This is a genomic window from Azospirillum sp., from assembly GCF_050789165.1.
On record NZ_JBOZRT010000155.1, the window covers coordinates 46,680 to 70,366 of the forward strand.

General features: G+C 64.6%; 46 protein-coding genes. 26 read left to right on the forward strand and 20 right to left on the reverse strand.

The genetic code is table 11. The annotated features are described in order from the left end of the window. Positions 1–226: 226 nt before the first annotated feature. From ACRWK7_RS32085 to ACRWK7_RS32155, 15 genes are all read right to left on the reverse strand, one after another. Positions 227–796, reverse strand: a complete 570-nt coding sequence (locus ACRWK7_RS32085) for a hypothetical protein (RefSeq protein ID WP_431861413.1) — start codon at positions 794–796, stop codon at positions 227–229. A 241-nt stretch (positions 797–1,037) separates the two neighbouring features. Next, positions 1,038–1,244: a hypothetical protein gene (locus ACRWK7_RS32090; protein WP_431861415.1), complete on the reverse strand. Its 207-nt coding sequence runs from the start codon at positions 1,242–1,244 to the stop codon at positions 1,038–1,040. Between the two features lie 3 nt (positions 1,245–1,247). Next, positions 1,248–1,538 (reverse strand): hypothetical protein, encoded by a 291-nt coding sequence (locus ACRWK7_RS32095; RefSeq protein WP_431861417.1) that lies wholly within the window; start codon positions 1,536–1,538, stop codon positions 1,248–1,250. 196 nt (positions 1,539–1,734) lie between these two features. After that, the gene (locus ACRWK7_RS32100; protein WP_431861419.1) at positions 1,735–2,172 is read right to left on the reverse strand and encodes an MmcB family DNA repair protein; all 438 of its coding nucleotides are present in this window, start codon (positions 2,170–2,172) and stop codon (positions 1,735–1,737) included. Positions 2,173–2,487: 315 nt separating this feature from the next. After that, the gene (locus ACRWK7_RS32105) at positions 2,488–2,721 is read right to left on the reverse strand and encodes a hypothetical protein (protein ID WP_431861421.1); all 234 of its coding nucleotides are present in this window, start codon (positions 2,719–2,721) and stop codon (positions 2,488–2,490) included. A 20-nt stretch (positions 2,722–2,741) separates the two neighbouring features. Then, complete coding sequence (locus ACRWK7_RS32110; RefSeq protein ID WP_431861423.1) at positions 2,742–4,490, reverse strand: DnaB-like helicase C-terminal domain-containing protein; 1,749 nt, start codon at positions 4,488–4,490, stop codon at positions 2,742–2,744. Positions 4,491–4,498: 8 nt separating this feature from the next. Beyond that, positions 4,499–5,371: a hypothetical protein gene (locus ACRWK7_RS32115; protein ID WP_431861425.1), complete on the reverse strand. Its 873-nt coding sequence runs from the start codon at positions 5,369–5,371 to the stop codon at positions 4,499–4,501. A gap of 2 nt (positions 5,372–5,373) precedes the next feature. Further along, the gene (locus ACRWK7_RS32120) at positions 5,374–5,919 is read right to left on the reverse strand and encodes an HNH endonuclease (protein WP_431861427.1); all 546 of its coding nucleotides are present in this window, start codon (positions 5,917–5,919) and stop codon (positions 5,374–5,376) included. A 2-nt stretch (positions 5,920–5,921) separates the two neighbouring features. After that, on the reverse strand, positions 5,922–6,113 hold the full coding sequence (locus ACRWK7_RS32125) for a hypothetical protein (protein ID WP_431861429.1): 192 nt from the start codon (positions 6,111–6,113) through the stop codon (positions 5,922–5,924). Next, positions 6,110–6,697, reverse strand: coding sequence for a hypothetical protein (locus ACRWK7_RS32130; protein WP_431861431.1), 588 nt, complete (start codon positions 6,695–6,697; stop codon positions 6,110–6,112). The genes ACRWK7_RS32125 and ACRWK7_RS32130 overlap by 4 nt, the downstream gene beginning before the upstream one ends. Next, entirely contained in the window at positions 6,694–7,080 is a 387-nt protein-coding gene (locus ACRWK7_RS32135) for a hypothetical protein (protein ID WP_431861432.1), read from the reverse strand. Before ACRWK7_RS32135 ends, ACRWK7_RS32130 begins: the two co-directional genes overlap by 4 nt. Further along, positions 7,077–7,244 carry a hypothetical protein gene (locus ACRWK7_RS32140; RefSeq protein WP_431861434.1) on the reverse strand — a complete coding sequence of 56 codons (168 nt, stop codon included), beginning with the start codon at positions 7,242–7,244 and terminating at the stop codon, positions 7,077–7,079. The genes ACRWK7_RS32135 and ACRWK7_RS32140 overlap by 4 nt, the downstream gene beginning before the upstream one ends. Positions 7,245–7,248: 4 nt before the next feature. Further along, complete coding sequence (locus ACRWK7_RS32145; RefSeq protein ID WP_431861436.1) at positions 7,249–7,644, reverse strand: hypothetical protein; 396 nt, start codon at positions 7,642–7,644, stop codon at positions 7,249–7,251. Next, positions 7,641–7,817 carry a hypothetical protein gene (locus tag ACRWK7_RS32150; protein ID WP_431861438.1) on the reverse strand — a complete coding sequence of 59 codons (177 nt, stop codon included), beginning with the start codon at positions 7,815–7,817 and terminating at the stop codon, positions 7,641–7,643. Before ACRWK7_RS32150 ends, ACRWK7_RS32145 begins: the two co-directional genes overlap by 4 nt. A 238-nt stretch (positions 7,818–8,055) precedes the next feature. Then, the gene (locus ACRWK7_RS32155; protein WP_431861440.1) at positions 8,056–8,604 is read right to left on the reverse strand and encodes a phage regulatory CII family protein; all 549 of its coding nucleotides are present in this window, start codon (positions 8,602–8,604) and stop codon (positions 8,056–8,058) included. Positions 8,605–8,664: 60 nt separating this feature from the next. Here ACRWK7_RS32155 and ACRWK7_RS32160 point away from each other — a divergent pair, with 60 nt between their 5' ends. Next, complete coding sequence (locus ACRWK7_RS32160; protein WP_431861442.1) at positions 8,665–8,907, forward strand: hypothetical protein; 243 nt, start codon at positions 8,665–8,667, stop codon at positions 8,905–8,907. 7 nt (positions 8,908–8,914) lie between these two features. Here ACRWK7_RS32160 and ACRWK7_RS32165 read toward each other — a convergent pair whose 3' ends face one another. The 3 genes from ACRWK7_RS32165 to ACRWK7_RS32175 are packed head-to-tail and all read right to left on the reverse strand — an operon-like array spanning position 8,915 to position 9,588. Then, positions 8,915–9,064, reverse strand: a complete 150-nt coding sequence (locus ACRWK7_RS32165) for a hypothetical protein (RefSeq protein ID WP_431861444.1) — start codon at positions 9,062–9,064, stop codon at positions 8,915–8,917. 3 nt (positions 9,065–9,067) lie between these two features. Next, positions 9,068–9,292 (reverse strand): hypothetical protein, encoded by a 225-nt coding sequence (locus ACRWK7_RS32170; RefSeq protein ID WP_431861446.1) that lies wholly within the window; start codon positions 9,290–9,292, stop codon positions 9,068–9,070. Between the two features lie 17 nt (positions 9,293–9,309). After that, positions 9,310–9,588, reverse strand: coding sequence for a helix-turn-helix domain-containing protein (locus tag ACRWK7_RS32175; protein ID WP_431861448.1), 279 nt, complete (start codon positions 9,586–9,588; stop codon positions 9,310–9,312). 96 nt (positions 9,589–9,684) lie between these two features. Between ACRWK7_RS32175 and ACRWK7_RS32180 the strand changes: the two genes are divergently transcribed. After that, positions 9,685–10,062 (forward strand): hypothetical protein, encoded by a 378-nt coding sequence (locus tag ACRWK7_RS32180; RefSeq protein ID WP_431861450.1) that lies wholly within the window; start codon positions 9,685–9,687, stop codon positions 10,060–10,062. Between the two features lie 783 nt (positions 10,063–10,845). On the opposite strand, the gene ACRWK7_RS32185 is transcribed toward ACRWK7_RS32180, so the two are convergent. Beyond that, positions 10,846–11,073: a hypothetical protein gene (locus tag ACRWK7_RS32185; protein ID WP_431861452.1), complete on the reverse strand. Its 228-nt coding sequence runs from the start codon at positions 11,071–11,073 to the stop codon at positions 10,846–10,848. A gap of 329 nt (positions 11,074–11,402) precedes the next feature. Between ACRWK7_RS32185 and ACRWK7_RS32190 the strand changes: the two genes are divergently transcribed. The 24 genes from ACRWK7_RS32190 (at position 11,403) to ACRWK7_RS32305 (ending at position 22,449) form a co-directional block, all read left to right on the forward strand. Next, positions 11,403–11,594, forward strand: a complete 192-nt coding sequence (locus ACRWK7_RS32190; RefSeq protein WP_431861454.1) for a hypothetical protein — start codon at positions 11,403–11,405, stop codon at positions 11,592–11,594. 67 nt (positions 11,595–11,661) lie between these two features. Then, positions 11,662–12,432 carry a hypothetical protein gene (locus ACRWK7_RS32195; protein WP_431861456.1) on the forward strand — a complete coding sequence of 257 codons (771 nt, stop codon included), beginning with the start codon at positions 11,662–11,664 and terminating at the stop codon, positions 12,430–12,432. A gap of 194 nt (positions 12,433–12,626) precedes the next feature. Then, positions 12,627–12,977 (forward strand): hypothetical protein, encoded by a 351-nt coding sequence (locus ACRWK7_RS32200; protein ID WP_431861458.1) that lies wholly within the window; start codon positions 12,627–12,629, stop codon positions 12,975–12,977. Further along, positions 12,977–13,246: a hypothetical protein gene (locus tag ACRWK7_RS32205; RefSeq protein WP_431861459.1), complete on the forward strand. Its 270-nt coding sequence runs from the start codon at positions 12,977–12,979 to the stop codon at positions 13,244–13,246. The genes ACRWK7_RS32200 and ACRWK7_RS32205 overlap by 1 nt, the downstream gene beginning before the upstream one ends. Then, positions 13,246–13,494, forward strand: a complete 249-nt coding sequence (locus ACRWK7_RS32210) for a hypothetical protein (protein ID WP_431861461.1) — start codon at positions 13,246–13,248, stop codon at positions 13,492–13,494. The genes ACRWK7_RS32205 and ACRWK7_RS32210 overlap by 1 nt, the downstream gene beginning before the upstream one ends. Positions 13,495–13,588: 94 nt before the next feature. Further along, positions 13,589–13,999: a hypothetical protein gene (locus ACRWK7_RS32215; protein WP_431861463.1), complete on the forward strand. Its 411-nt coding sequence runs from the start codon at positions 13,589–13,591 to the stop codon at positions 13,997–13,999. A 5-nt stretch (positions 14,000–14,004) separates the two neighbouring features. Further along, positions 14,005–14,790 (forward strand): hypothetical protein, encoded by a 786-nt coding sequence (locus tag ACRWK7_RS32220; protein ID WP_431861464.1) that lies wholly within the window; start codon positions 14,005–14,007, stop codon positions 14,788–14,790. Between the two features lie 3 nt (positions 14,791–14,793). Further along, a complete protein-coding gene (locus ACRWK7_RS32225) occupies positions 14,794–15,555 on the forward strand; it encodes an ERF family protein (RefSeq protein ID WP_431861466.1) in 762 nt (253 codons plus the stop codon). Positions 15,556–15,561: 6 nt separating this feature from the next. Further along, positions 15,562–15,915, forward strand: a complete 354-nt coding sequence (locus ACRWK7_RS32230) for a hypothetical protein (protein ID WP_431861467.1) — start codon at positions 15,562–15,564, stop codon at positions 15,913–15,915. Positions 15,916–15,998: 83 nt separating this feature from the next. After that, positions 15,999–16,427, forward strand: coding sequence for a hypothetical protein (locus tag ACRWK7_RS32235; protein WP_431861469.1), 429 nt, complete (start codon positions 15,999–16,001; stop codon positions 16,425–16,427). Between the two features lie 64 nt (positions 16,428–16,491). After that, positions 16,492–16,794, forward strand: a complete 303-nt coding sequence (locus ACRWK7_RS32240) for a hypothetical protein (RefSeq protein ID WP_431861471.1) — start codon at positions 16,492–16,494, stop codon at positions 16,792–16,794. A gap of 10 nt (positions 16,795–16,804) precedes the next feature. Continuing rightward, positions 16,805–16,966 (forward strand): hypothetical protein, encoded by a 162-nt coding sequence (locus ACRWK7_RS32245; protein WP_431861473.1) that lies wholly within the window; start codon positions 16,805–16,807, stop codon positions 16,964–16,966. A 3-nt stretch (positions 16,967–16,969) separates the two neighbouring features. Further along, positions 16,970–17,410, forward strand: coding sequence for a hypothetical protein (locus tag ACRWK7_RS32250; protein ID WP_431861474.1), 441 nt, complete (start codon positions 16,970–16,972; stop codon positions 17,408–17,410). Positions 17,411–17,420: 10 nt separating this feature from the next. Beyond that, positions 17,421–17,954, forward strand: a complete 534-nt coding sequence (locus ACRWK7_RS32255; RefSeq protein WP_431861476.1) for a hypothetical protein — start codon at positions 17,421–17,423, stop codon at positions 17,952–17,954. Further along, positions 17,947–18,588, forward strand: a complete 642-nt coding sequence (locus tag ACRWK7_RS32260) for a Lar family restriction alleviation protein (RefSeq protein ID WP_431861477.1) — start codon at positions 17,947–17,949, stop codon at positions 18,586–18,588. Before ACRWK7_RS32255 ends, ACRWK7_RS32260 begins: the two co-directional genes overlap by 8 nt. Before the next feature lie 3 nt (positions 18,589–18,591). Continuing rightward, complete coding sequence (locus ACRWK7_RS32265; RefSeq protein WP_431861479.1) at positions 18,592–18,888, forward strand: hypothetical protein; 297 nt, start codon at positions 18,592–18,594, stop codon at positions 18,886–18,888. 5 nt (positions 18,889–18,893) lie between these two features. Then, positions 18,894–19,304 (forward strand): hypothetical protein, encoded by a 411-nt coding sequence (locus tag ACRWK7_RS32270; RefSeq protein ID WP_431861481.1) that lies wholly within the window; start codon positions 18,894–18,896, stop codon positions 19,302–19,304. A 10-nt stretch (positions 19,305–19,314) separates the two neighbouring features. Further along, positions 19,315–20,454: a hypothetical protein gene (locus ACRWK7_RS32275; protein ID WP_431861483.1), complete on the forward strand. Its 1,140-nt coding sequence runs from the start codon at positions 19,315–19,317 to the stop codon at positions 20,452–20,454. Next, positions 20,438–20,671 carry a hypothetical protein gene (locus tag ACRWK7_RS32280; RefSeq protein WP_431861485.1) on the forward strand — a complete coding sequence of 78 codons (234 nt, stop codon included), beginning with the start codon at positions 20,438–20,440 and terminating at the stop codon, positions 20,669–20,671. The genes ACRWK7_RS32275 and ACRWK7_RS32280 overlap by 17 nt, the downstream gene beginning before the upstream one ends. Beyond that, complete coding sequence (locus ACRWK7_RS32285; protein WP_431861487.1) at positions 20,664–20,993, forward strand: hypothetical protein; 330 nt, start codon at positions 20,664–20,666, stop codon at positions 20,991–20,993. Before ACRWK7_RS32280 ends, ACRWK7_RS32285 begins: the two co-directional genes overlap by 8 nt. Further along, on the forward strand, positions 20,986–21,264 hold the full coding sequence (locus ACRWK7_RS32290) for a hypothetical protein (RefSeq protein WP_431861489.1): 279 nt from the start codon (positions 20,986–20,988) through the stop codon (positions 21,262–21,264). The genes ACRWK7_RS32285 and ACRWK7_RS32290 overlap by 8 nt, the downstream gene beginning before the upstream one ends. Further along, the gene (locus ACRWK7_RS32295) at positions 21,254–21,670 is read left to right on the forward strand and encodes a hypothetical protein (RefSeq protein ID WP_431861491.1); all 417 of its coding nucleotides are present in this window, start codon (positions 21,254–21,256) and stop codon (positions 21,668–21,670) included. The genes ACRWK7_RS32290 and ACRWK7_RS32295 overlap by 11 nt, the downstream gene beginning before the upstream one ends. A 22-nt stretch (positions 21,671–21,692) precedes the next feature. Next, the gene (locus tag ACRWK7_RS32300; protein WP_431861493.1) at positions 21,693–22,130 is read left to right on the forward strand and encodes a hypothetical protein; all 438 of its coding nucleotides are present in this window, start codon (positions 21,693–21,695) and stop codon (positions 22,128–22,130) included. Continuing rightward, on the forward strand, positions 22,123–22,449 hold the full coding sequence (locus ACRWK7_RS32305) for a pyocin activator PrtN family protein (protein ID WP_431861495.1): 327 nt from the start codon (positions 22,123–22,125) through the stop codon (positions 22,447–22,449). Before ACRWK7_RS32300 ends, ACRWK7_RS32305 begins: the two co-directional genes overlap by 8 nt. Here ACRWK7_RS32305 and ACRWK7_RS32310 read toward each other — a convergent pair. Beyond that, a complete protein-coding gene (locus tag ACRWK7_RS32310; protein WP_431861497.1) occupies positions 22,438–23,574 on the reverse strand; it encodes a tyrosine-type recombinase/integrase in 1,137 nt (378 codons plus the stop codon). The two genes, ACRWK7_RS32305 and ACRWK7_RS32310, sit on opposite strands and share 12 nt — an antisense overlap. Between the last annotated feature and the right edge of the window lie 113 nt (positions 23,575–23,687).

A 23,687-nucleotide genomic window follows, 5' to 3' on the forward strand; every position in this document is an offset into this window, starting at 1 on the left:
AAGCGCAACCACAACGCAAAGCGCGGCGCCAAAAGCTGCGTCGGACATGGGCGGATACCTCAGGGGATTGCAGGCCGGCGCGATGGAGCGCGGTCGGCACTTAGCGGATAGGCTGAGCGCTGGCGCGGCCTGCAAAGCGAAACGCCCGCCGCGGCATCAACCGGGCGGGCGCAAAATCTGATGTTCTATTAATGACGCTTGGGCATACCTTGTGTCAACAGCTTTTTTACGCCGCCTGTCGCTTTCCATGCACGCCGAAGAACTCAGCCGCCACGTCCAGTCCATCCTTGAGAGCATCCCAGCCGATGGACCATGCCCGGTCCTGCAGGCGGGGCGGCATGATCTCGTCCATGCAGACGCTTTCGAGGATCGCCAGCACGAGGGCGTGGTTGCGGCAGTCCCGGATAGCGACGCGGAACGCCTGCATGTTCTCGCACACCCGCTCCCACGCAGCGATGGCGCCCGGAGATGGGTTCTCAGGGTCGGCGTCGCAGCGAGCGCGGCGCTCGATCTCGTCCACCGGCATCGCCTCCTCAGAAACGCCGCTTGGGACCATCGTCCCGCCAGCGGCGCGAGCGTGGCGGGCCGGGGCGGCGGCCATGCGCGACCACACGGACCATAGCTCGGTCAGCAGGGATCCGCCCTCGTGCTGCTCAGGCGTGATGTGCCCGCGAAGCAGGAGGCACCCGAGGACCGAGCCGGCAAGCTGGTCTTGCTCGTTCCCACGCCCTGCGGCATCAGCCCGGCGCTGGAGGAGTTCCGGACTGACCACCGGCTCGTGCTTCTTGATCTCCACGCGGCTGCGGCGGCCGTTCGGCTCCCGCGGACCGTCTTTGCGCTTACGCCCACGTCGCGACATCGTCACGCCTCCATCGCTAAGTGGGCGGACATCTTGCGAAGGTGCCGAGTCGGCGTCTGGTCCACGCCTGCCTCCGTATTTGGTGTAACAGCCTATCCGAATACACCATACACCGGCTCGCGCGCGCGCGAAAGGGTATCCAACTATCCGAATGCGTCAAGATGCATTTTTTGCGCGGTCAGATGAACTCCCGCGCCTCCAGCGGACTGATGATGCCGAACATCTCCATCCACTCGGCTACTTCCCGGTCAGCGCGCCCCGCCACCCATGCCTCCTCCACCTCGCGGCGATAGGCGGCGTACCACCCATCACCCATCGCCAGCATGCGACGGATGGAGGCTTCCTTCTTCGCCGGGTCGGCGGCGATCTCGGCTAGGCTCGGCATGCTTTAGGTCTCCGTCGTCTTGGTTTCTGATAGGGCGGCGTCGATCAGCATATTGCTCTGTCGCGCCGGCTCGTCTTCAAAGCGATCATGGACCGTGTAGGCGATTGACCCATCTTCCATTCCCTTCAGGACGCGCATGATTTCGGCGCTGACCTGCTCATCCGTCGCCCCTGGGGCGCGCGATGATGTCGAGATGAAGCTGCGCCCCGGCTTGTTCGTCTCGCGCAGATAGGCAATTAGGCGGTTGCGCTCCGGGGTGTCTGGGCTTGGTTCATCGGTGCTGCTGACTCTCATGCTCCCCTCCTTCCGTAAAGCTTGTCGCCGATCCTTTCGGCAAAGGTTCTGCTTATCTCGTCCATGCGCTGTAGCGCCTCCTCCGGTATCCAGAGACCGCGGCCTTGTCTCCAGGCGGCGGCGCCCATGGCCTTTAGCTGATCCTCTCCAGCGGGAGAGCGGCCTACCCGGTGTTGGAGTGAGGTGGGGATGGGCGTCATGCCGCAACCGCCCGGTCTGCCCACCGACCGAGAACGAGCTTCATCCACTCGCGCTCTGTCAGCCGGGCGTCCTTGTTGACCATGGGGCGCTTCACCACCTCCCAAGCAACGGCGCCGCGCACGATCAGTCCGCAGCTGGATGGCACCTCGTGCGGCTTAATCAGGCCCGCTGGGCAGGCAAAAAAGATCCGGGCCGAGAACGGGGCGTAGACCAGCCACTTCGACGCTCGAAGGTCCGCTAGGAAGTCTCCCCGGCTCACCTTCACCTCGTCGGTGATCGGGTCGAACCGGAGCGGGTTCAGCGTCTTGACCAGCGAGAACACGTCCGGCCGGCAGTCGCCAAACGCCATGTTCTCGAAGGTGATGCGCTTTTGGTTCCGCTGGCGCCAGGCGGCGAGGTCGGCGGCCAGAGAGTTGTGCGTCCATTCGTTCATGCCGCCGCCCTCCGTCCAACACGCCGCGCCAGTTCCGCCAACCACATCCGCACCCGGTACTGCCATGTGTCTCGGGTCTTGACCGTGGGGTGAGGCGGGTACTTCCCTTCGCGAAGGTCGCGGGACCTCCTGGCGCGGGCGCAGACGCCTTGTGATGTGCAGCCGGGGGTGTGGTCGAGCGCTATGGCCCCGTCCTTTTCCGTCAGGAAAAGCGGACAGCAGGCGCCGCCGTCATAGCTCCATGGGGAACGGATCGGCAGCTTGCGTGGGTCGCCGAAGCGAAGGCACGCGGGCGCGTCCTTTGGAACGTGCATGTCACCGGCCATGCCGCCCCTCCGCGATCTGGTCACCAAGGGCCGTACGCGACCAGCGATACCCGCGGTCGATGTACCGGACCTGGACATAGCCGAGGACCAACAAGACCTTTTCCAAAATGACCTTTACCAGCGTCATCGGAAGATCAGCGCGGCGCGCAATGCGCCAATGAGGCTCGCCATACGAGCCGAAACCCTGAGTGCATGAAAACACTGTGTAGTCTTCCAGCGTCATGATTGATTATACTCCGATCTTCACGCTTCTGTATAGGTTCCGGTGAGGCGGTGATAGACAAAATCCGCCGTTCCAACCTGCCCAAGATCCTTGTTGCGGACCTTGTGAACCTTTACCAAAGTCGTGCTATTTGGGTTGCTCTTGTCACGCCACACGGCAAAGCCGATGTCAGCTTTGTTGTTCCAGTGTGCGCCGCCGCTAATGTCATACAGATCCGGAACCGGCTCTTGCCCGTCACCGTTCTTTTGCAGCTTCGTCGGGTGCGCGACGAAGATCATGTCAACGCCGTGGTTCTCTCCGAAGCGACGGGCCTTGCCGAGAAGCTGGGAGAGGTATTCCGTCTCCGTCATGCCGTCGGGCCGCTTGTGTTCAATCTCGTTGTAGGGGTCGATCACCAGGGCCTTGATGCCGTAACGCAGGACAGCGGCCTTGGTCTTCTCCAAGATCCAGTCAATGGTGGGCGCCTCTTCTTCGGCGCGCAGGAACAGGCAATGTTCCTCCACCCACTCCATGCCCATTTCGACTTCATCGGATGTCATGGGGGTGACGTTTACGCCGTCGTACTGGCGGAACGGCTTCTTGACGACCTTCTCGATCAGCTTGGCAATGTGGCGGGGCGGGTTGTTCTCGAACGAGCAGTACGCAACCCGCCACCCGTGAAGCCGGCAATAGTTCACGAGGATCTGGTCAAGGAACTCAGACTTTCCGTGGTTGGGGATGCCGGTGAGGATCACGAGTTGCCCGGTTCCGGTCAGCTTCATGAAGCGGTCCAGGTTCTCGAAACCAGTGGTCAACCCCTGCTGGATCTCGCCGCGGTACAGCGCCATCACGTCATCGCGGTACGTCTCGGCGGTGTGCAGGCTCTTGACCGGGTACGGCTTGGCGCTCTCGATGCAGCGGCGCAGAACGTCCACACCCATCTTGGTCAGCACCTCGTTCGCGTCCTTGCACCCGGCCGGCCACCGGGCACGCCAGCACCGCTCTTTGCCGAGCCGGCGCGCGAGTTCTTCGGCAAGGTTGTTGCCGGGCTCGTCCGTGTCGGTGGCGATCACCACGCGCTGGATGCGCTCCAGGCGGTCGGCGCAGTTGGTCATTGCGGCGAAACGCTTGTCCGTCTCGCGCCTCGGGTCGTCCTCGTCCTTCAGATCCTTGGGGGCGCCGTCCGGAAGCGTGACTACGGAGCGATAGCCGGCCGTCAGGCAGGCCAGAACGTCCATCTCGCCTTCGACCCAGATCAGCATATCGTCGGCTATCTGGTCGTAGTTGTAGAGGGTTCGTTCCGCGTCCTTGTCCTGGGCAAATTCCTTCTGCGCAGAGCGGTACTTGTTGTTCACCAGCACGCCGTCTGCGACGTAGGGGAACACGATGCACGGCTTCGACTGACCGGCCTGCGGAAAGTAGGCTTCGCCCCGGTAGATGCCCATTTCCTCCACGACTTCTCGGTCAATCGACCGACGGTCGAAGAACGCCCAGAACGGGTCAGGGCGCGGCGTCTCCTTCGGCGGCTCGGGCCGGCGGATCGGCTTGCGGTCGTCCTGCGACGCACGGCGGTACAGGAAGCCGGCGACGTTCCCAGACCAGCCGCAGTGGTGGCACATCCACACCGCGCCGCCGTTGTCGTCCAGCGTCACCGACAGGCACGGATCGGTTTTCTTCTTCCGGGTGTGCGAGCACTGCGGGCAGGTGGTGTAGTTGTCGCCACGGCGGAAGCCGCCTCCGCGCTGCGGGCGGACGCCGTTCTCAGCAAGGGCTGCTATCAGTTCGGTCATCACGTCCCTCAGCGCATAAACGCCCAGCTGCCACCACACTTCCGCCACCGGCCGCACTCGGTCCCGGTGGGGGCGTCAGGCCACGGAGGCGGGCGGTCGTTGTCCTTCCACGCCTTCGGGTCGGTGCGCCACGGCTCGGCCTGGGCGATGTGGTGGACGTTGGCGTAGTCGCGCCAAACCTCCTGGTTCAGCCAGCGCGTCGCCTGCATGACGTATTCGGTCCCGTCCTTGCCGGTCTGCCGCATGCTGCTGGCGTAGGCTTTCGCCCCGGCGATGATGTCGGCCGGGTCAACGCCCCCCTTGACCAGCCGGGCGAACTTCTCAGCAGCCGGCTTGCGTGGATTGGCTGCGTGTCCGCGCTTCGGGTACACGTCCCAAAACGCATCGAACTGACGATCAACCTCGCCCCTGTCCGTCCCCCCGGCACGGGGGGATTTAGGGGGGTTCTGTTCTGTATCTTCTCTGTTCTTATCTGTCGTGACATCGCGTGACGCCGCGTGACCGTGCGTGACATCGCGTGACGATGCGTCAACCTTCTCTCTGTCACGCTCTCTTTGCGCGCGCTTCCTTTCGGTCGCTCCGGAATCCTCACGCTTGGGCTGGCGCTTTTCCCACTTCGACACCCTGTCTTCGATGATGCATTGGCGGTCACGAAGGGCTGCTATGATGGCGGCAGACGTTCCGTCCGTCAGCCCAAAGAACCCGTCCGCAGTCTCGCAGTCAAAGCCTGAAAAGCTCCCGCGATCTTCGTTCTGACTGGCGAAATCCAGAATGGCCCACCAGACCGCAGCCACCGCAGCCGGCGTGGTGTTCGCCTTGCGTGCAACCGTCAACCATTTCGGGTCCATAGGCGCGCCATGGTATGAGCGAAACCATTCCATACTCACGCCTCCACTTCTGCAAGCCATTCAGAAACCAGTTTGCTACCCTTGCTTCGATTGCAGTCATAGCAAGCCGCGACGAGGTTTTCTGGATCGTTTGACCCGCCACGCGACACTGGAACTACGTGGTCGCATTCCATTTTGTCGCTTCTGGCGCCGCAATACTGGCACGTATAGTCATCGCGGATCAGGATAGCGCGCCGGACCTGTAGCCATTCCTCAGGAGGAAGGCGCGCAGGATCTTTCCTCCAGTGCCCGAACAGCTTCGGCTGGCGCTTCTCCCAGCCGGTCAGAATGTCGCCATCCAGGGTCCGTCCCTGCATCGCCTCACGGACGGCGGCGATCTCTTCCGGCTCATAGTCGAGAGCGATGGCGCACACGTCGTCTTCCCAGCCGGCCAGAGTACCGCGGGGCGTCGCCTGCGAGGCATAGTCGAGCATGTACGTCCAGACGGACAGCACGTCGCCGACACGCACCCCGGCGCGCTTGGCGATCAGGCGCCATTTCGGGTCGGTCGAAACACCGTGATGCAGGCGGCACCAATCCATGGTCAGGCGTCTCCGCGCTCGATGGTGGAGGCAAGCTCGTTCAGCCGGTCGGCTACGGAGCGGAGGTCAGAAGGCGAAGGAGAACCGCCCATGGCCTCAAGGTCGGCAACGATGCCCTGCATGCGCTGGAACACCGTGGGAGCGGACACGCGGCGAGGCTGGCGGAACTGGACGTGACGCACGGTGTCGGTCATGCCGCCACCTGCTGCGCAGTCTGGTCAACGAAGAGGCCAAAGCGCTCGAAAGCCTCTTGGAAGCGACGGGCGCGCTTGCGGCACGAGCGCTCCATGTTCGGAAGCTCTTCTTCGTACTTCAGCATCTCGTCTCTGATGCGCTGCCACGCGATGTCGAACGCGCAGCCATCTCCCATCACCAGACCGCCGCGCTCCGGCCCGCGCTCCAAGATGGCGTCGAGCCAGAGGTAAATGGCGTAGAGGTAGGAGAGTGGAGTGATGTCGCCGTCGATGGCCTCGTTCTTGGCGTAGATGCACACGTCGGCCGAGGCGTTGATGAGCGCATGGGCGATGTGCTCCGGCATGGCAGTGAACGCCTCGCGGGCGGCGGCCTTCAGGAGCGGCATCGTCTCGGCCGCCAGTGCCTTCAGATCGGCCGGCGCGGTGCGGTCCTTGTCCGCCGAGTACATCAGGCTATGGCAGAGCTGCGCGGCGGTGGAGCACTCGATAGCCCCCCAATACTCCGGGCGGGCGTGGCGGGTGAGTGTCGTCTTCGCCATGATGAAGCGGCGCTTCGGGCTGATTTCCTTAGTGGTTACGGTCATTTCGCGGTCCTCTCGATGAGGCGCTTCCACGTGGCGAACGGCAGCACCACCAGCGGGGCCGGGGCCAGCTGACCGGGCTTCTCTTGATCGCGCATGAGGAAGAGGCAGTCGTTCTCGTTCAGCCACGCTTCGATCTGCTTGAAGCCGCCGCCGGTCGCGCGGGCCTTCACCTCTCCGACCAGCGGGCCGTTGTCCTTGCCGAAGGCGTAGATGTCCACGTCAGCGCCGTTCCCCTGGTAGCGGGCGGCGCCGGACAGCGGGACGCGCTCAGCATGGATGCCGATGTCCTTGTGCATGGCGACAAGCTGGCGCTCACGTACAGCGCCCTTGCTGCGGGAGCGGCGGCCGAGCGCCTTTCGGTCGATGGTGGTAGGCTCGCTCATGGGCGCACCTCCGACGGCATGGTGGACCGCAGGATGCGCGCAGCGGCGTCGTGGTACGCAGCCATGGCGCGGTGCGCCGGGGCGAACTCCGGCGCTTGCTCGGCCAGCCGGCGCTCTTCCTCGGCGTGGCGGATGTGAGCGTTGATGAAGTCCATCGGGCTCATGTCCTCACCATGCGCTCGTGCGGCTGGAGCCGAGGTCAGAGCACATGCGGGATGCGCAACCGTAGACGCCAGCGGTGGGAAGGAGAGGGAGCGGACGACGGCGCACAACCCGCGTCACCACGTCATCCAGCAGGCGGACGTTGCAGCGCCAATCCGGCTCTTCATCCGTTCCATGGTTCACCATCTCGCCCATGCTGGCGTACCAGGACACGGACGGCGTGACCGGAGGAGACGGGCGCTCGCGCTCCATCCGAATGTTGGTCAGGCGGGTAATGACGGCATGCTCCGAGATGCGAAGCACGCTGGCGATGATCTCGCGCTCAACGCCGGCCTCGTGCAGGCGGATGATCTTGGCGTTCAACTCGGCGCTTGCGACCATGTACTTTTTGGAGGAGGTCATTCCATCCCCATGGGGTTGGTTTCGTATTGGATTGCGAGTTCCCAGGAGAGAGCGGCGGGGGAGACCGGGGGACAGTCCTCCCCCGCCGAAGTGCTGCCGGTGACGGTGATCGAACCGGCAGGCTGCGCCAGGATGACAGTCGGCGCGGGCTCCTGAATGGGGTTGTAGGTCATCACTTCGCCCTCCGCAGCCCGTTGTCGGCGCGAAGCTGGCCAGCGGCGATCTGGCGACGACGCCTAGCCTCTGCCCGCGGCTCGCAGGCGTACGCTGCTTCCGGAGGCTGTTGCGGCTCTACCACGGCGAGGCGGCGCGGCGCGCTCTTGCCTTCACCTTCAGGTTCGCTGACACGGGAAGCGCCGATTGCCGCCACGATGCCAGAGAGGGCGATGCCCATGCGATAACTCGGGCGCATCACACGCCCCCATGCTGGCGGCGGCGCAGCGAGAGCGGCCGGCGAGCCTTGCGGATCAGCGCGCCGATGCGGTGCAGCTTGTCGTGGAGGCGGACGAACCGATCCAGCGCCTTGCGGGCCTTGTCCTTGAAGCGGTCGGCTTCTTCGGCGGTGATCTGACCGCGGTCGGCGGCGGCCTTCAGCAGATGGCCAAGCTCGGCAACGTCGTACGTGGAGTCGATGCAGTCGGGGAGCGGGTCGGAGGCGTAGTCATCGGCGGGGAGTTCCGCCGGCTCCATCGGCTCCAGCATGAAGCCGTGCATGGCCGCCAGTTCGCGCGTCACCACGGGATCGTTGATGGCGCGCTCGAGACAGAACACCACGTCCACACGCGCTTGGTCTGGCACGTTCGGGTTGACGTAGAGCCCGATGGATGAACGGCTCATGCCGCACTCAGCGGCGGCGGCGTCGATGCCGCCGTGGAGCTTGACGAGCCGGCGGACAGCGCCCTTGACCCGTAACGCTGGGTCCTGCAGGTCTCGCTCGGAGAGTTCGCGTTGCGTTTCCACTGCACCTATCTCCACGTGTATCTAGTTCAGCACTCGCGCCGCGCGCGTCATGCTATCGGTATGAAAACGAACGCCATCCGCCCCTGCCCGCCGAACGGCCTTGCCCGCGCGGCGTGGTGCCGTGAGGTGGCAGCCATGCCGGGCATCCCGGAGTGGATCAGGGAGCGTGAGCTTGCGTGCGCCGAGGCAATCGAACGCCGCGTCTTCAACTCCCTGCCGCTGATCGCGCGAATGCAGGGTGGCGAGCCGGTCGGTACGGCGCTGGTCCCGTCGTGCCGGCCGGCTGCCCGTGAGGATGGGTGAGCGCATGTCAGGCCCCCGTCACAGCGCGGTACACGGTGTGCACCACGCCCAGGCCAAGGCCGATCAGGCCCATGATGCCGAGCGCAACCACGACAGGCGGGGCGCTCAGGATCACGTCGCGGATCGTCTCTTCAAGCTGGGTCAGTTGGGGGCGCATGGCTCAGTACCTCACGGCCCAGACGAGGACGGCGAACAGCAGGAACAGGCCGAAGATCGCAGCATCCGCAATATCGGAGTAACGGTCCCCACCGTGGGCTACCGCCTCTGCTGGGCTGGCCATGACGAGGCCGGAACCATTATTGACAAGCAGGGTACGATGGGCGGGGCTATGTGCCTCGTCCCAACCATGGACTTGGCCGTCAGTGATGCGCGAATGCTGAGGCATTGGACGCTCCTAAATAGTCAGGCGGCGCAGTCGTGTGGACTTTGGACCCGCGCAACATCGCGGCGGAGCCATGGGGCGACGTATGTTGATGGGGTCGAGAAACTGGACGGAATAACCGCCTCAAGCTTCTTGACGGTCGTGAACGTCGGGCGCCAGGTCGGCTTGCGAATGTCGCGGATCGCCCCTTCAGCGACTTCTGCGCGCTCGCCCATCTGCTCAATAGACAGGCCATTGCGCTCCATGAACGCGAGGATCCGCAGTTGAACAGCGTCGGTGGTGTCTTTGGTCAGCTTCATGGCGCTCACGCTACCGCATATTTATGCGGTGCGTCAAGCACATTCACCGCACAAGCATGCGGTCGCACAATTCTGCGCTCACGCCATAATGATGGCATGGAAGAAGACGTTGACGACGTTTACGATGACGATGGAATGGGCAGCTTTAGGCGTGCCCTGCTCCGCGTCTGCGCCGAACTGAAGCGCGACAAGATCGTCAACAGCATGACGGACTGGAGCAACAAGGCCGGCATCAAGTCGGAAGCAACGATTAGAAACTTCATCAAGGGCCGCTCCCGCAGCCTGTCTATCGAGACGTACGCAGACCTCGCGAGGGTCGCGAAACGCCCGATATCAGCGCTGCTGGGAGAAAGTGCCCCTGAGACTGAGCGAGAGCGCCTTATCCTTGAGGGCTTTCGCAACGCCCCAGAGAAGGGGAAGGCCGCGATTGAGGCCCAAGCTCTGCGTGAGATTGACGACCAGAGCAAGCAATAACGTCACCCGCCACATTCAGTACGCGGTCCAGCGCTTCCCGCGACAAAGACCTGAGCTGCGCAAGAAGCGCCAGTTCACGCTCGGTCAGATCCATGCGCCACCTCCATCGCCACGCCAATAAGAACATTTAGGAAACTAACGGTCAAGGACTTTCATCCTAATTTGTATGGGCGCGAACAAGGGGGAGCCGCGCCAAATGCGCGTGTACATAGCCACAGTATTCTCAAGGGCTGGTTGGTTTCGCGGGGAGAGAAGGTTAAGCACGCGGAAACCATGGCCTTTGCATAGCGCAAGGCAAAACGCGCTTGGTTAACGTTGTGGCAACGGTTCTTCAACTGTTGCTTAACCACACAAAACAAAATTGTGACATATTTCAACAAAGGACTTGGCACGGTTTCTCCTCGCTACCACTATCGTCCTACCGCTGGCCGCGGTGTGGCGGACGATTGCGTCGTGAGCCCCGAATTGACGGGGGCGCGATTGCGTTGGCGAGGCGTACCTTCCTCGTGGCTCTACCGGATCCTACCCCGGTATCCCCGCCACGTGGCCGCAGCGGGAATGAGTCTATGCTAGATCAGACAATTCCCGAATGGGAAGAGGTAATATCATTTCGCACACGCAACAGCTGCATACTCTAGTATGCTGGCCCGCCTTGTGGATGCCGGACGATCCAGCTGATTGCGGGTATGACGATATGGCTGCGGCAGCATGTCGCAGATACGCGAAGGGCGCCCGGATGGACGCCCCCCCTCTGTTGCCGCTTTAACTGCGGGAGACGCCAAGTCACCTCGCCCGCGTCTCGATCACCATGTCTGGCGCTCTCCCCGGCCGCAGATCGGGGTCACCATCCCGCAGGCATCGGAAGGTGATTTCGGCTGTGGCGTATTGAAACGGGGCGGAGTCACGCGAGGCTGATCCGAGCGGCAGCATGTGCTTTGCCTGCCGCGCACAGAATTCATTGGCTTCGCGATACAGCTCGGCCTTCACCTCGGTTCCCGCGAACGTCACCATGCTACCAGGTTTGCCCAGCATGTAGGTGTCTGGGCCGATGGGGACGGCGCCGGTTGACGGCGCCACACAGCCCGCCAAGGCTGCGACCGGCAGTACAGCCCATAGCTTTCTCACACGTCCCTCCATCCTCCCGCCTGCACAGGCCTTCGCCTGCGCCACCCATGCGCGAGTATGGCATTTTCACAAAAGCGTGTGGACCGCATAAAAATGCGTTGACGTTACCGCATAAAAATGCGATGCTCTCCCTTAGACGCCACCCACCCGAGGCACCGCCTCCGTACCGAGGCTAGCCGGGAATTGGGGGAGTGACATACGCAATGGAGGACGCAGTGAGCAAGCTGACGTATTCGCTTTTCGCCGCCAAAGCCGAGCCCAAGACCACGGTGATGACGCTGCTGCACAGCGGAACCAAGGCCGAGTGTGGTCGCATGATGGACCGCCTGAACAAGACCCCCGGCGATGGCCGCACGAAGTGCCTGATCTACGCCAGCACCGGCCACTTCGTGAGCGGCACCCTCTAATCCACACCACACACCACCCCATCCATCCGAGGCTAGCCGGGAATTGGGGTTACACGAGGGGAGCAGCATGAGCGCCAAGCCCGATTTCATGAAGGACCTGCCGGAGATGTTCACCGCCTCCGTTGCGGCAAAGTACATTCCGGTGCTCGCCGCGTTCGCTGGTGACTTCGAAATCCCGAGGGTTCAGGGCATCTACATCGAGCCCGTCGAGACTGGCGTTGTGCTCGTGGCGACCGACGGCCACACCATTTGCGCCTTTCATGACGAGACCGGGCACGCCACCCGCCCGATCCGCGCCGTTCTCCCGCCGCACGTCATTGACGCGTGCCGCCGCCCAAAGCTTCCGAGACCGTTCGACATGGGCGGCGGGGAATGGGAGGTCGATCCTCCCGGCTGGATGCTGCCCGGCAAGCTGTTCCTGCACACGGCCGGCTGCTGGGTCCAGACGGCAGCCGACCCGTCCGAAGACCCTGACTGGACTGATGAAAGTGCGTCTGTGCTGGCGCACGCCATCATCGAAACCGGCAACGTCTGGCGGGCTGATGACTACCGCATCATCGACAAGCCGTACGTGACGTGGCGCGCGTCGTTCCAACCGACCGCCGCCTCCGTCGATGGCATGACGGTGAATACCGCGCTGATTAGCAGGTTCGGCGCTCTGTCGGACCTGCATCCGCAAGGCGCGTGCCTGACGCTCAACTTCGCTGGAAGCGCCGGACCGATCACGGTGACGAGCATCGCCATCCCGGAGTTCATCGGGGCCGTGATGCCAATGCGTCTCTCCAACACAAGGCCGCTCCCTGAGTGGGCACGCATGACCGCCGCCGAAGCCGCCTAGCCCCCTCTCCTATACCCGCGTACCCGCGCTCCAGGCCCCTTACCGGAAACGGTGGGGCCTTCGGCGGTGCCGGGATGCTGACGCCCGGTGCGTTTCCTCCCTGACTTATCCCCGCAGCGCCGCAAGCGCTGGCAGCTGCGGGGATCTTTCTACCGAGGGGGCGCTACACGACGAAACACTGAGGGACGCACCCCATGTCCACGACACCGAAGTTCATTCAGTTGACCGACTGCGATGACATGCCGCCCACTCGCTTCAACGTCGATCACATCGTTTGGTACATGCCCCCGGTCAAAGGGCGAGGGTCTGTTGTTTGCGTCACCCAATACGGCGACAGCAACGAGGTGCGCGTTGATGAGACCCCCGAGCAGATAGACGCGCTGCTGGGGGTGACGGAAGCGCCGCCGTCTGTCATTGACGTCTTGCGCGAGGTGATGGAGTGGATTGCCTGCTGGTCTCCGAACTTTTCGGATGATGCCGAATGGCAAGAGACCAAGAGCCGCGTTGACGCCGTCCTTGCCGCCGCCCGCGGGGAGGCTCAGTGATGACCACCCAACAGTCCCAACAGGTCACGGACCCGAGCCAGCGCATGGTCTACGCCGGATACCGAGATGGTGTCTGCGTCGCGATCATGGATCACACGGGAAACCGCACAGCCAAAGACCGGCGCGAAACGGCCAGGGAAGTAGCGGAATGGATCCGCAGCGGGCTGGAGGTGAGGCAGGCCACTGCCCGCGAAGCCTGCGACAACATGTTGGCAGCACTCAACGCGCGTCGATCTGTGGCGTCCCCCGAGAAGAAGGAGGGGGAGTGATGCTGTACCGCGACAGCGCCATTCCGCCCGACGTAGCGCCAGCCGAATACCACGACATGGTGCAGGCGGTCTGGAAGTGGAACCCGGCAGTCGAAGAAGTCTCCGCCGCCTCTGACTACGCCCTCGACAGCATGGCGCGGAGCACGGGTGGCCCGCGTCACCAACGCCGCGAAGGCCAAGGTGGGGACTGGAGCGCTGACCGCTCGCTCCGCTGGTGGATGATCGATCACCGCGAAGGCGTCGCCTGACCCCACACCCACCCGCGCCGGGCTCCATCCCCCGGCCGGCTGGCGAAAGCGGATCACTGGTCCGCTGCCGCGAGCCGAACCACAGGAGGTTCCTATGAACGCCATCACCGCCCTTCCCACCGGCATGCCGATCAGCTCCGGATCCTGCCTGGACACGCTGGAGCAGGCTGACGACCGCGCCCACTCCACCGGGCGGTACCGGAAAATGGAGCGCGCCATACGCGACCAGCGCCCCGACCCGGCCGTGATGATCTTTCAGTGCCGCGAGAAGCTGGCAATGCACCGCAACACAGCCGCCACCATGGCCCGCGTCATCCGCTGGTTCAAGCATGCGCCGCAGGACAGCACATGCAGCACGGCGTACGGAGACATCAGCCTGCCCGTCGCCCGTTCCGAATACCAGCACGCCCGCCGGGCTCATCATCGCGTCGCCCGCCAGCTTGGCGACTGGATGCGCATGGCCGGCGCCGAGCGCATCGCCACCACCCTTCAAGCCGCGGAGTGAACCCGATGACCGACACCTTGGAACTCGCCGGCTGCGCGCTCAGCCGCTACTTCGACCACCTCTCCCCGTCCAACGTGAACGACTTCATCGAGCGCCGGTCGAAGTGGCTCGCCTCGCGGATCCTGCGGCACTCGTTCCCCGCCTCCGTGAAGATGCACCTGGGCACCGCCGGAGAAACCGGGATCAAGGCTGGCACGGCCGACATGCAGTCCGAGGCCGACGCCGTTGCGCTGGCGCTGGAGACGTTCGACGGGCTCACCGTTGAGTTCAGCGACGCGGACAAGGCCGAGTGTCGCGCCAACCTGCCGCGCGTCGTCGCTGCTGGCATTGCTGCCGTCTCGGCGCTGACCAAGGAATACGGCCCGGTAGTGCAGGCCCAGAGGCGCGTCGAAGGCACGTTGCCGGCTGGCCTGCTGCCGTGGCTGGGCTTCACCGATCTGACGCTGATGGACGGGACCATCATCGACCTAAAGGTGACGGGCACCAGCAAGTCGCAGATGCCCGGCGGGTGGGCGCGGCAGGGAGCATTCTACCAGTGGATGGAAGGCGCCCCGCGCGTCCTGTTCCTCGCCGTTGTGCCGCTGAAGAAGGAGGTCAAGACGCAGGTTCTCCCGCTGGAGAACACGGGCATTTGGCTCCGTCAGCTTCAGATGGCCGAACACGCCATGGAGGCACTGCTGTCCCTGCCCTCCACCGACAGCATCACAGCCGCATGCTACCCGAACCCGGAGGACTTCTACTGGTCCGACGAGGCGTCCGTCGAAATCCGCAAATCCATCTGGGGGTGCTGAACCATGAACAACGCAATGCCCGTCGAACTGGCCGCCGCGATCAACGATGTTATGGCTGGCGTGAAGACGCTCGGCAAGGACGGCAACAATCAGCACCAGCGGTACGATTTCGTATCCACGGACAAGTTCCTTGCCGCCGTAAACCCGCTGTGTGCCGCAGCCGGGCTCGTCATTCTTCAGGACGAGGAAAGCGTCGAGGTGGCGACGCAGGAAAGCACCGATCAGTACGGCAAGACCAAGACTCAAGCGTGGCTGACGGCGCGGTACAGCTTCATGCTGGCGCACAAAAGCGGCGCTGTGTACGGCCCTCTGCGCCGCACGGTGATGGTGCTGGCGAACGGCGCCCAGGCGTTCGGCTCGGCGCAGTCCTACGCCCTGAAGCAGTTCATGCGCTCGCTGTTCCAGATCAGCACGGGCGACAAGGACGACGCCGATTTGCAGCCGGCCGACGACCTGCCGCACGCGCGCCGCGACGCTAAGGCCACGCCGCCGCGCCATGACGTGCCGAAAAGCAACGGCACCGATCCGCAGGCGATAGCCTCCGCCATCAAGCACGCCATTGACGCCGCCGCCGACATCGAAGCGCTCAACGCCGACATGCGCAGGTTCGGCTTCCGCCCCGGCTCCAACAACCCATCGGCCGGAAGCGACCTCGCCAAGGTGAAGGAACACAGCGAGCAGGCGTTCAAGTTCCTCATCGACCGGGCTGCCAACAAGCGCAGCACGTACGTGGGCGAGGAAGCCACGGCCATGGCGGCGGAGTGACCGGCCATGGCGCTCCCCGCCCTCCGCCAGCGCAAGCCCCTAGACACCGGCCGCGACCGTCGCGACCGCTGCCCCGGCCATCTGGACTTTGTGCGGCGGCACCATTGCTGCGTCCCCGGCTGCGACGGCCTGCCTATCGAAGCCATGCACGTTCGCAAATCAGGCGACGGCGGCATGGGGATGAAGCCCGGAGATGGCTTCACCGTATCGGGATGCGCGGGACATCACCGCGAGCAGCACGCCATCGGGGAAGATGCCTTCGAACGGAAGCACGGCATCGACCTTCTGAAACTGGCGGCCGAGTTCCGCGCCGCGTCGCCGGCATGGAAACGCTACCTCGCCAAGAAGGACCGCCCGTGATGTCGGCCCCCATTCCGTATCGCTGGGAAGGCGACTGCTTCATCCCAATGCCAGGCTTCGGCAAGCGCTGTGACGAAGCGTTCGTGGTCGGTGAGGTTTACCGCCTCTCCGAGCATCAGGACCGCTCCGACGCCAGCCACCGCCACTACTTCGCCTGCATCAACGAAGCGTGGGAGAACCTGACGGAGCACATGGCCGCGCAGTTCCCCACGCCGGACCACCTCCGCAAGTTCGCGCTGATCAAGGCGGGCCACGCGGACAGCCGGCAGATGGTCGCCTCGTCCAAGGCCGAAGCCGTGCGGCTGGCCGCCTTCATCAAGCCCATCGACGATTACGCCCTCGTGCTGGTGGACGGCGCCGTCGTCACCGTCTGGACGGCCCGCACGCAGAACATGCGGGCGATGGATCGGAAGACGTTCCAGGCGTCCAAGGATGCGGTGCTCGCCATCGTGGCCGAGATGATCGGCACCACGCCGGCCGCTCTCTCCGCCAACGCCGGCCAAGCCGCCTGACCCACAAGACTACGTACCCACGCAGGCCGCCTGATAGGCGCCGCCACCACAGAGAGGAACGACCATGCCGTACATCGACGTATGGGTTGAACCGTCGGACGTCCTTCGGGAGATCAGCACGAAGCGGCTGGCCGAGGAACTGAAGGAGCGCAAGGACTATATCGCGGAAGCCGGTCAGCCGCCGATTGACGCCGAGTTCCTAGAGGATTTGGCCCGCACTCTGGAACTCAGCCGCCCGATGGACGCCAGCGAGCGCCGCCGCGCCGCGCTCCGCCTCCGCGAAATGATCACTGAGGACAACAACCGCGCTTCTCAGATCGCCGAGGCTTACCGCCGCTGGCAGACCGAGCGCAACGCTTCGCACTGAGGATCCGGCCATGACGAAAGACGCCCGCAAAGGCTTCCGCGCCAAGGAGCAGCTTCGCACCCGCTGGCTGGACGACAACCCGTCCGAGCGTGATCGCTGCCCCGAGACCTTCGACATTGAGGCGTTCATCCGCCGGCAAGAGGCCGCCGACCGTACCGCCAAAGGAGCCTGACCGATGAGCGACCGCCTTATCAAACGGGTGGCTGTGCTGCCCTTCCCCGGCATTGACGGAGCGCTCGTTTGCGTGTCCGGAAAGAAGCGCCCAGTCAAGCCGGAGTTCGATGTCGGCCGCATTGAAGCCGAGCCGTTCATGACATTCACCTTCGTGCGCGGCGAGGCGCCACATCGCGTGGCAGCAGAGTGGGAGCCGAAGCACGGCCCCATCCAGATCTGGTACGAGCGCCAGGAAGGCGACCATGAGAACGACTGCATGCCCCACTGGCTGTGGCCGTTCGGCAGCAAGGGAAACCTGCGCTGGTCACAGTGCGCTGTCGATGAGAACGACCTGCCCGAGCGCTTCATCGAAGGCGATTACGAAGGGATCTTCCATGTGCTGGCGATATGGGCCGAGCGCGAATGGGAGCCCGTCGAGTTGCCCGCCACCCCCTCCGCCTGAGGAGTCCCCCATGAGCGAGAGCAACGCAACCGAACTCCTGCCCAAGCGCGCAGGGCAAGCCGACAACGCCCTGCGGCACGGGCATGCCCGCCACCAACATGGCAGGAAGGGCTCACCAACCTACCAGTCATGGCAGGCCATGCTTGCCCGTTGCCGCTATAGCGGTCGGGACAATGCGGATCGCTACCGCGACAGAGGCGTGAGCGTCTGCGACCGCTGGTACTCATTTGAGAACTTCCTCGCCGATATGGGTGAGCGCCCATCTGGCATGACTCTGGATCGGCGCGACAGTTCCATCGGATATTCTCCAGAGAACTGCCGCTGGGCGACACCATTGGAGCAAGCCAGGAATACGCGGCGGAATGTCCTCAACTTCGAGTTGGCAACGGCTGTCGCCCTTCAGAGGCTGCGCGGCGTTAGGTGCTCCCTCATAGCCGCCGAGTTTGGGATTTCCGAAAGCTTGCCGCGAGAAATCGCCAAAGGACGCTGCTGGCCAGACGCCTTGCAGGCAGCGAAGAAAATCATGGAGGCAGAGCATGGTTAAGCTTCTGGACTGTCCATTCTGCGGTGGCGAGGGGCACACCCTTCCGCCGACCTGCACCAAAGCCACGCCGTACGACCCGGCCCACCGTGCATTCCCGGTTGTTCGCTGCGGCGGATGCGGATGCGACGTGCCGGGCAAAGACTGGGATGACACCCGACACTCGGCCATCGCCGCCTGGAACCGTCGCGCTGTCTCCGCTCCCGCTGTGGCGCCGGAGGTGGCGGAGAAGGCGCTAGTTGACTGCTGGAACGGCGTCAATGAGGTGATCGCCACGCTGGAGAGCACAGCCCGCTTGGCCCGCGAGGCGAACCATCCGGAGCAGGCAAAGTACATGGACGCGCGAGCGGCCGAACTGCGCGAGGCCGTCACCGCATCCCGCTCCGCCCTCTCCCTCCACTCCGCCGACGCGAGCGGTGGGGGTGGGTGGAACTTCGACATGGAGGCGGCGCCGAAGGACGGGACGGAGGTGCTGATCTGTGAGTACGGCGATGTGTTCTTGGCGCGGTGGACGCTTGGGCACGACAACATCCGCGATGAGGACTGGGCGTGCTTCATGTGCGACGGCTACCGCAAGCATTTCGACGCCACCTGCTGGCGCCCTCTCCCCGCCCCGCCCGCGCAGCAGGAGGGCTAGGGGATGACCCCGCGTCAGGTTGAACTCGCCCGGCACGCCCTCGGGCTCGATGGGCACAAAAAGGTGTCGTATCGGAACCGCTTCATCGCGCCTCCCGAAACGCCTGACTTCTCTGAATGGGACGCCATGGTGGCAGCCGGGTATGCGAAGCGGCTGCAGCGTAGCGCTGGAACGTGGGGCTACGGCATCGGCGTGCTTTTCTGGCTGACCAGGGCTGGGGCGGAGTTGGTGCTGCGACCCGGCGAAAGCCTCTGCCCCGAAGACTTCCCCGCCTCCCCCACCACCCTCAGCGCGGAGTAGCCGCCATGATAGAACAGCGCACCGTCGTTGTCCCGACCCGCATCGTGGACGGCATCATCCGCCTGAACCGCGAGATGGGGCAGAAGGTCGTCAGTCGCTACGACACGGGCGGCCAGATGTCCGACTGCGAAACCGTGCTGGTCTTCGAAGGAGAGCCTGCCAGCCTGGATCGCGACCGTTTCATCATGGCGAACGTCGCTCAGTATCGGGCCGACGACACCACCCTATACGACTGCGACGGGCATCGTTACTACGCCCATGCCTCGCAGTCCATTTCCGAAGTGGTTTCCAAGGATCGGGCCTCGCGCGCGGAATCCGGCGTCGTCACGCTTGCTGAGGCTGAGACCAAGCACACAGCGTGGAAGCGCGATCCCGACGCGGCGACACGCGCCGAAGCCGCCGAAATCCCCTTCTGAGGACTGACCGATGGACACCCACGACGCCCAGACGGCACCGGCCATGCTGAGCGAGGAGCGCGTCAACGAGATCGAGGCGCGGTATGCCGCGACGACACCCGGCCGCTGGCACTGGTGGACCAGCTGCAGCTGGCGCCGGCTGTCCTCCGAGCAGGCTGACGGCCGAACCAAAGACGGCGGCGTGCTCTGCCCCGTCGTGCAGCGCTCGGACAACCACCCAGATTGCCAGATCAGGCGAGAGGACATGGACTTCATCGCCGAAGCCCATCAGGACATCCCCGCCCTGATCGCCTCCCACCGCGCCCAGGCGCAGACCATCGCCGCGCTGTCGGCGGAACTGCGCGACTGGCGCCTTTCCGCATGCTTCGGCTGCGGCTGCGGGAATGAGGCTGAGCACACACCGGCCGAGTTCCAGAAGCAGTGGGAAGCGGCCCTTGGCCGTGAGTCCACAGCCCGCCGCCGCGCCGCCGAGCTGGGCGCGCAGGTGCAGCGGCTGACGGACATACCGGACGAGTTCGCCCGACGCTCTCGCCTGCCCTACGGACACCCTGACGCCCTGAACCACGCTCCGGATGTCGAGGCGTGGCTACGCGAGGTCATCAAGGCCGCCGCGCTCCCCGCCCCGTCAGAGGCGCCGCAGTGCACGTGCTTCGGCGATAGCGGCCTGCATGCCAGTACCCACGGCGACAGCCAGGGAATGGTGTTGTGCGACTTGTGCGGGCTGCCGGTGCGGGATGACAGCGTTGACGCGCTGACGGCAATCAACGCCCCAGCCTCCCCCGAGGCTCCGGCAGAGGCGGACACGCTGGCCGCTGGCGAAGACGACGATGAGGGCGATGACGATGAGGCCCCAATCTCCCCTGAGTTTCGGACGTGGTTGCGGGCGCTCGAAGAGGACGTGATCCAAGGGGAATACGGCTTCGAGCCGGGCGAGTTCACGGTCTACGCCGACCACTGGCGCCCGCTGTTCGACGAAGGGCTTACGGCGAAGCAGGCGTGGCGGCGCGCTCTCGACGCCCATGCGGCAGCGCGAGCCGCGGAAGACGCCGAACGGCTGCGCAACTGGGAGCGCATCAAGGCTGCAGATGCCCGCGCCGCCGGCCTCCTCACCAACGCCTCCGAGGGAGGGGAGCATGACACTTCCCGCTGATCGCATCGGCGACAATGGGCAGCGCTACGAGGTGCGCGGCTACATCGAAGAGACTGACGTAGTGGAGCCCATCGGCTACGCCAACGACAAGGACGGCGCCGACCAGCTGCGCGACGCGGCGAACCTCTGGCCGCGCTACGACACGGTGTGGGTCGTGGACCGCCAGCCGCAACCGCCAATCAACGAGCGCGCGACCTCTGGAGGCTCCGATGCCTGAGACGCTGAGCCCGGAAGAGCGGGCGCGAACGCTCTGGATTGAGGTGGTGGATATCGTCTTCAAGACGAGCGTCGCCTATGACGACCGTCGAGCAATGGGCGTCGCCGCTATCACGGAGGCACTCCAGCGCCAACAGGCCGACGAGCGGGAGGAGTGCGCTGGCATCCTAGAGGCATTCGCCGTGGGGGCCTGGGAGAAGGTCAAGGACAAGCCGCTGGAGGAAAGTCTCGGCGTGCGGCCGGCCATCAACGCTGCACTGGACATCGCCGCCGCGATCCGAGCGCGCTCCACCACCTCAGAGGAGGGCGGGCGGAATGGATGACGACCTGTTCGCACGCGCCAAGGGGCCGCGCAGAACCTATCCAGACCTACAGCCTGACGAAGAGTTCGTGTGTCCATGGTGCGGCGGGACCTGCCCATGGCGGTGCAGCCGGTGGCGGGAAGATGTGCACCGCTACATCACCGTCTGCCCATCGTGCGAGCGCGAGTTCTTGTGCCCAGACGAGCGCGGGGAACTGGTCTGCGTCGGCCTGCTCTCCCCCGCTGACATGAAGTACCTCGCCGCCAAGGAGGGCGCCGCACATGACCGCTGACGTGTCCGAACTGATCGCCAAGCTGGAGGGGGCGACGGCCCCCAATAGAGGGCTAGACGGCGAAATCCACATGGCTGTCACCGGCAAGGCGCACGTCATGCTGTGCCACGTGCCAGCCTACACCGCCAGCATCGACGCCGCGCTGACGCTGGTTCCGGCCGACACGGAAGACCGCGTGTATAGACCGACCATCTGGGCCGGACGCGCTGTTGGCGGGTTCGTCGGCTCGTCGGCTCGCATCTCTGTACTGGTCAAAGACGACGGCGCGGAGCGCGGATGGGCAATCGCTTCTGCCACCGGCAATGACTGGGAAACTCGCGGCGCGACACCAGCCCTTGCCCTCTGCATCGCCGCCCTGAAGTCCCGCGCCACCGCCGCCAAGGAGGCTCCCCATGCCGCAGCTTGACCAGGCACAAGCCGTGGAGGCCGTGGCGAGGGCTCCCGTGTGGCCGCTCTACGACGTAACGGTACAGGGCTTCCCGCCTATCACCTACCAAGCCGCCACCCGCGGCAAGGCGCTGTCTATGGCCTACGGCGATTACGGCATCCTGGACGACAGGATCAAGTTCGGCGCGTTCCTGCGGATCGCCCGCGCCCGCCGTCGGCATGACGTTCCCGCCGACGACCACTATGGGCCGGTGCGGCGACAGTACGGCGTCGATCCGACCGTCGGGCAGCGCGTGCGGCTCCAGCACGAGGGCGACTGGTCCGGCCGGGAAGGAACCGTGCTGTTCCCCAGATCGCCCATGTGCCACGTCCTCGTGCTGGTCGATGGCGAGAACGAGCCTGTGCGCGTCCACCCGATGAACGTGGTCTTGCTCTCGGCCTCGGTACAGGACACAGGAGCGGGGGTGGGGAATGGCTGAGCGCTACAGCACCGACGACCACGAGAACGCAGCAACACGAACAGGGCATCTGCTGATGAACACGCAACTCCTTCTCGCCGCTCAGTATGACGGCCTTGCCATCATCCCGCTCAACCGGGTGTGCAAGGACTACTTCCCGCACCTGTCCGAACAGCGGCTCATCGCGCGCATCCAGACGGGGGAGATCAAGCTCCCCATCGTTCGGACGGACCCAGGTAGCCAGAAGTCAGCCCGCGGCATCGCCATTGAGCACCTGGCGCTGTGGCTGGACGAGCGGAAGCGTGCGGCAGAGAAGGAGCTTAAGAGCCTAACGTCCTGACCGTCTTGGCTGGTACGGCTCGTCAGCGACCTTCAGCCATTCCCAAGTTGCGTATTTGTCACCGGCCTCCCGGATGTGCGTGTATCGCTTCAGGCTCGTCCACGACCGATGCCCGGTCACCGCTGCGACGTGGGGGATGTTCAGGCCCATCTCAAAGAGCCTCGATGTCCCCTCGTGGCGCAGATCGTGGAAGTGCAGCCGGTCCTCATCCGGCATTTCAGGCGCGTTGATGCCCAGAAGCAGGCAGGCCCGGGTGAAGTTGGCGCCTATGGCATCCGTCGAGTAGGGGAAAATCTCGTCGGTCTCCTTCCCCTTCACCGTCGCTTTTGGCATTGAGGTGAGGAACTTCAGGGCTGGTGCTGGTAGGTCACACCAGATGTCGTTCCCCATTTTCTCGCCTGGGTTCTTCATGTCGCGCACGAGGATGCGGCTGTTCTTCACGTCCAAGTCGGCCCACCGAATGCGGGTGATTTCCTCCAACCGCCGCGTCGAGAACAGCGCGAACGGGATGACCCGCGTCATCGGGAGCATGGACGGCCGGCGCCGCTCCCGGTCGGCGAAGTGCCTCATGAGCGCGTCCAGTTCGTCCAAGGTCGGCCGTCGCTGGCGCTGCTGCGACTTCACCACCAGCTTCAGGCGCTTCGCGGCAATGGCTGCATCCTTGACCACCGCCGGGTCAACATCGTGCCCCCACGCCGGCCGGGCCGCCGAGATGACCGCGGATAGGTGCGACAGGTAGTTCCCGCGCGTCTGCGGCTTCACGTCGAGCCCGCGCAGCATCGCGACGATATCCGCGCTCGTGACTTTGCTGATTGGGATCTCGCCAAGATCAGTCGCCTTGACGGCCCGCAACACCTGGGCCTTGGTCCTGCCGATCTCCCCGCCGTAATCGGTGATGTACTGGTCGATGACCATGGAGAGCGTCGGGTCGTCGGCCTTGGCACGCTCCAGCCCGCCGGGCGCGCGCAACTCGGCTTCGCGTTTCTCCAGCCACGCCGCCGCAGCCTGCCGCCGCTCGAACGTCCTGTTTTCGCGGTGGACAATCTTGCCGTCACGAACGATCTTCACCTGCGCGAGATAGGCTTTCCCGCCGCCCTTCTTCGGCCGTTCCGTGATCGCTCCCATGCGGTCGCCTCTCCCCTGACAACATGGGCCGGGAGGTGACAACATTGTTGGCGCGGCGTCAACGAAATGGTTGGAAACGCACCGGGAATGTTGAGAAACGGGAGCACGCAAGG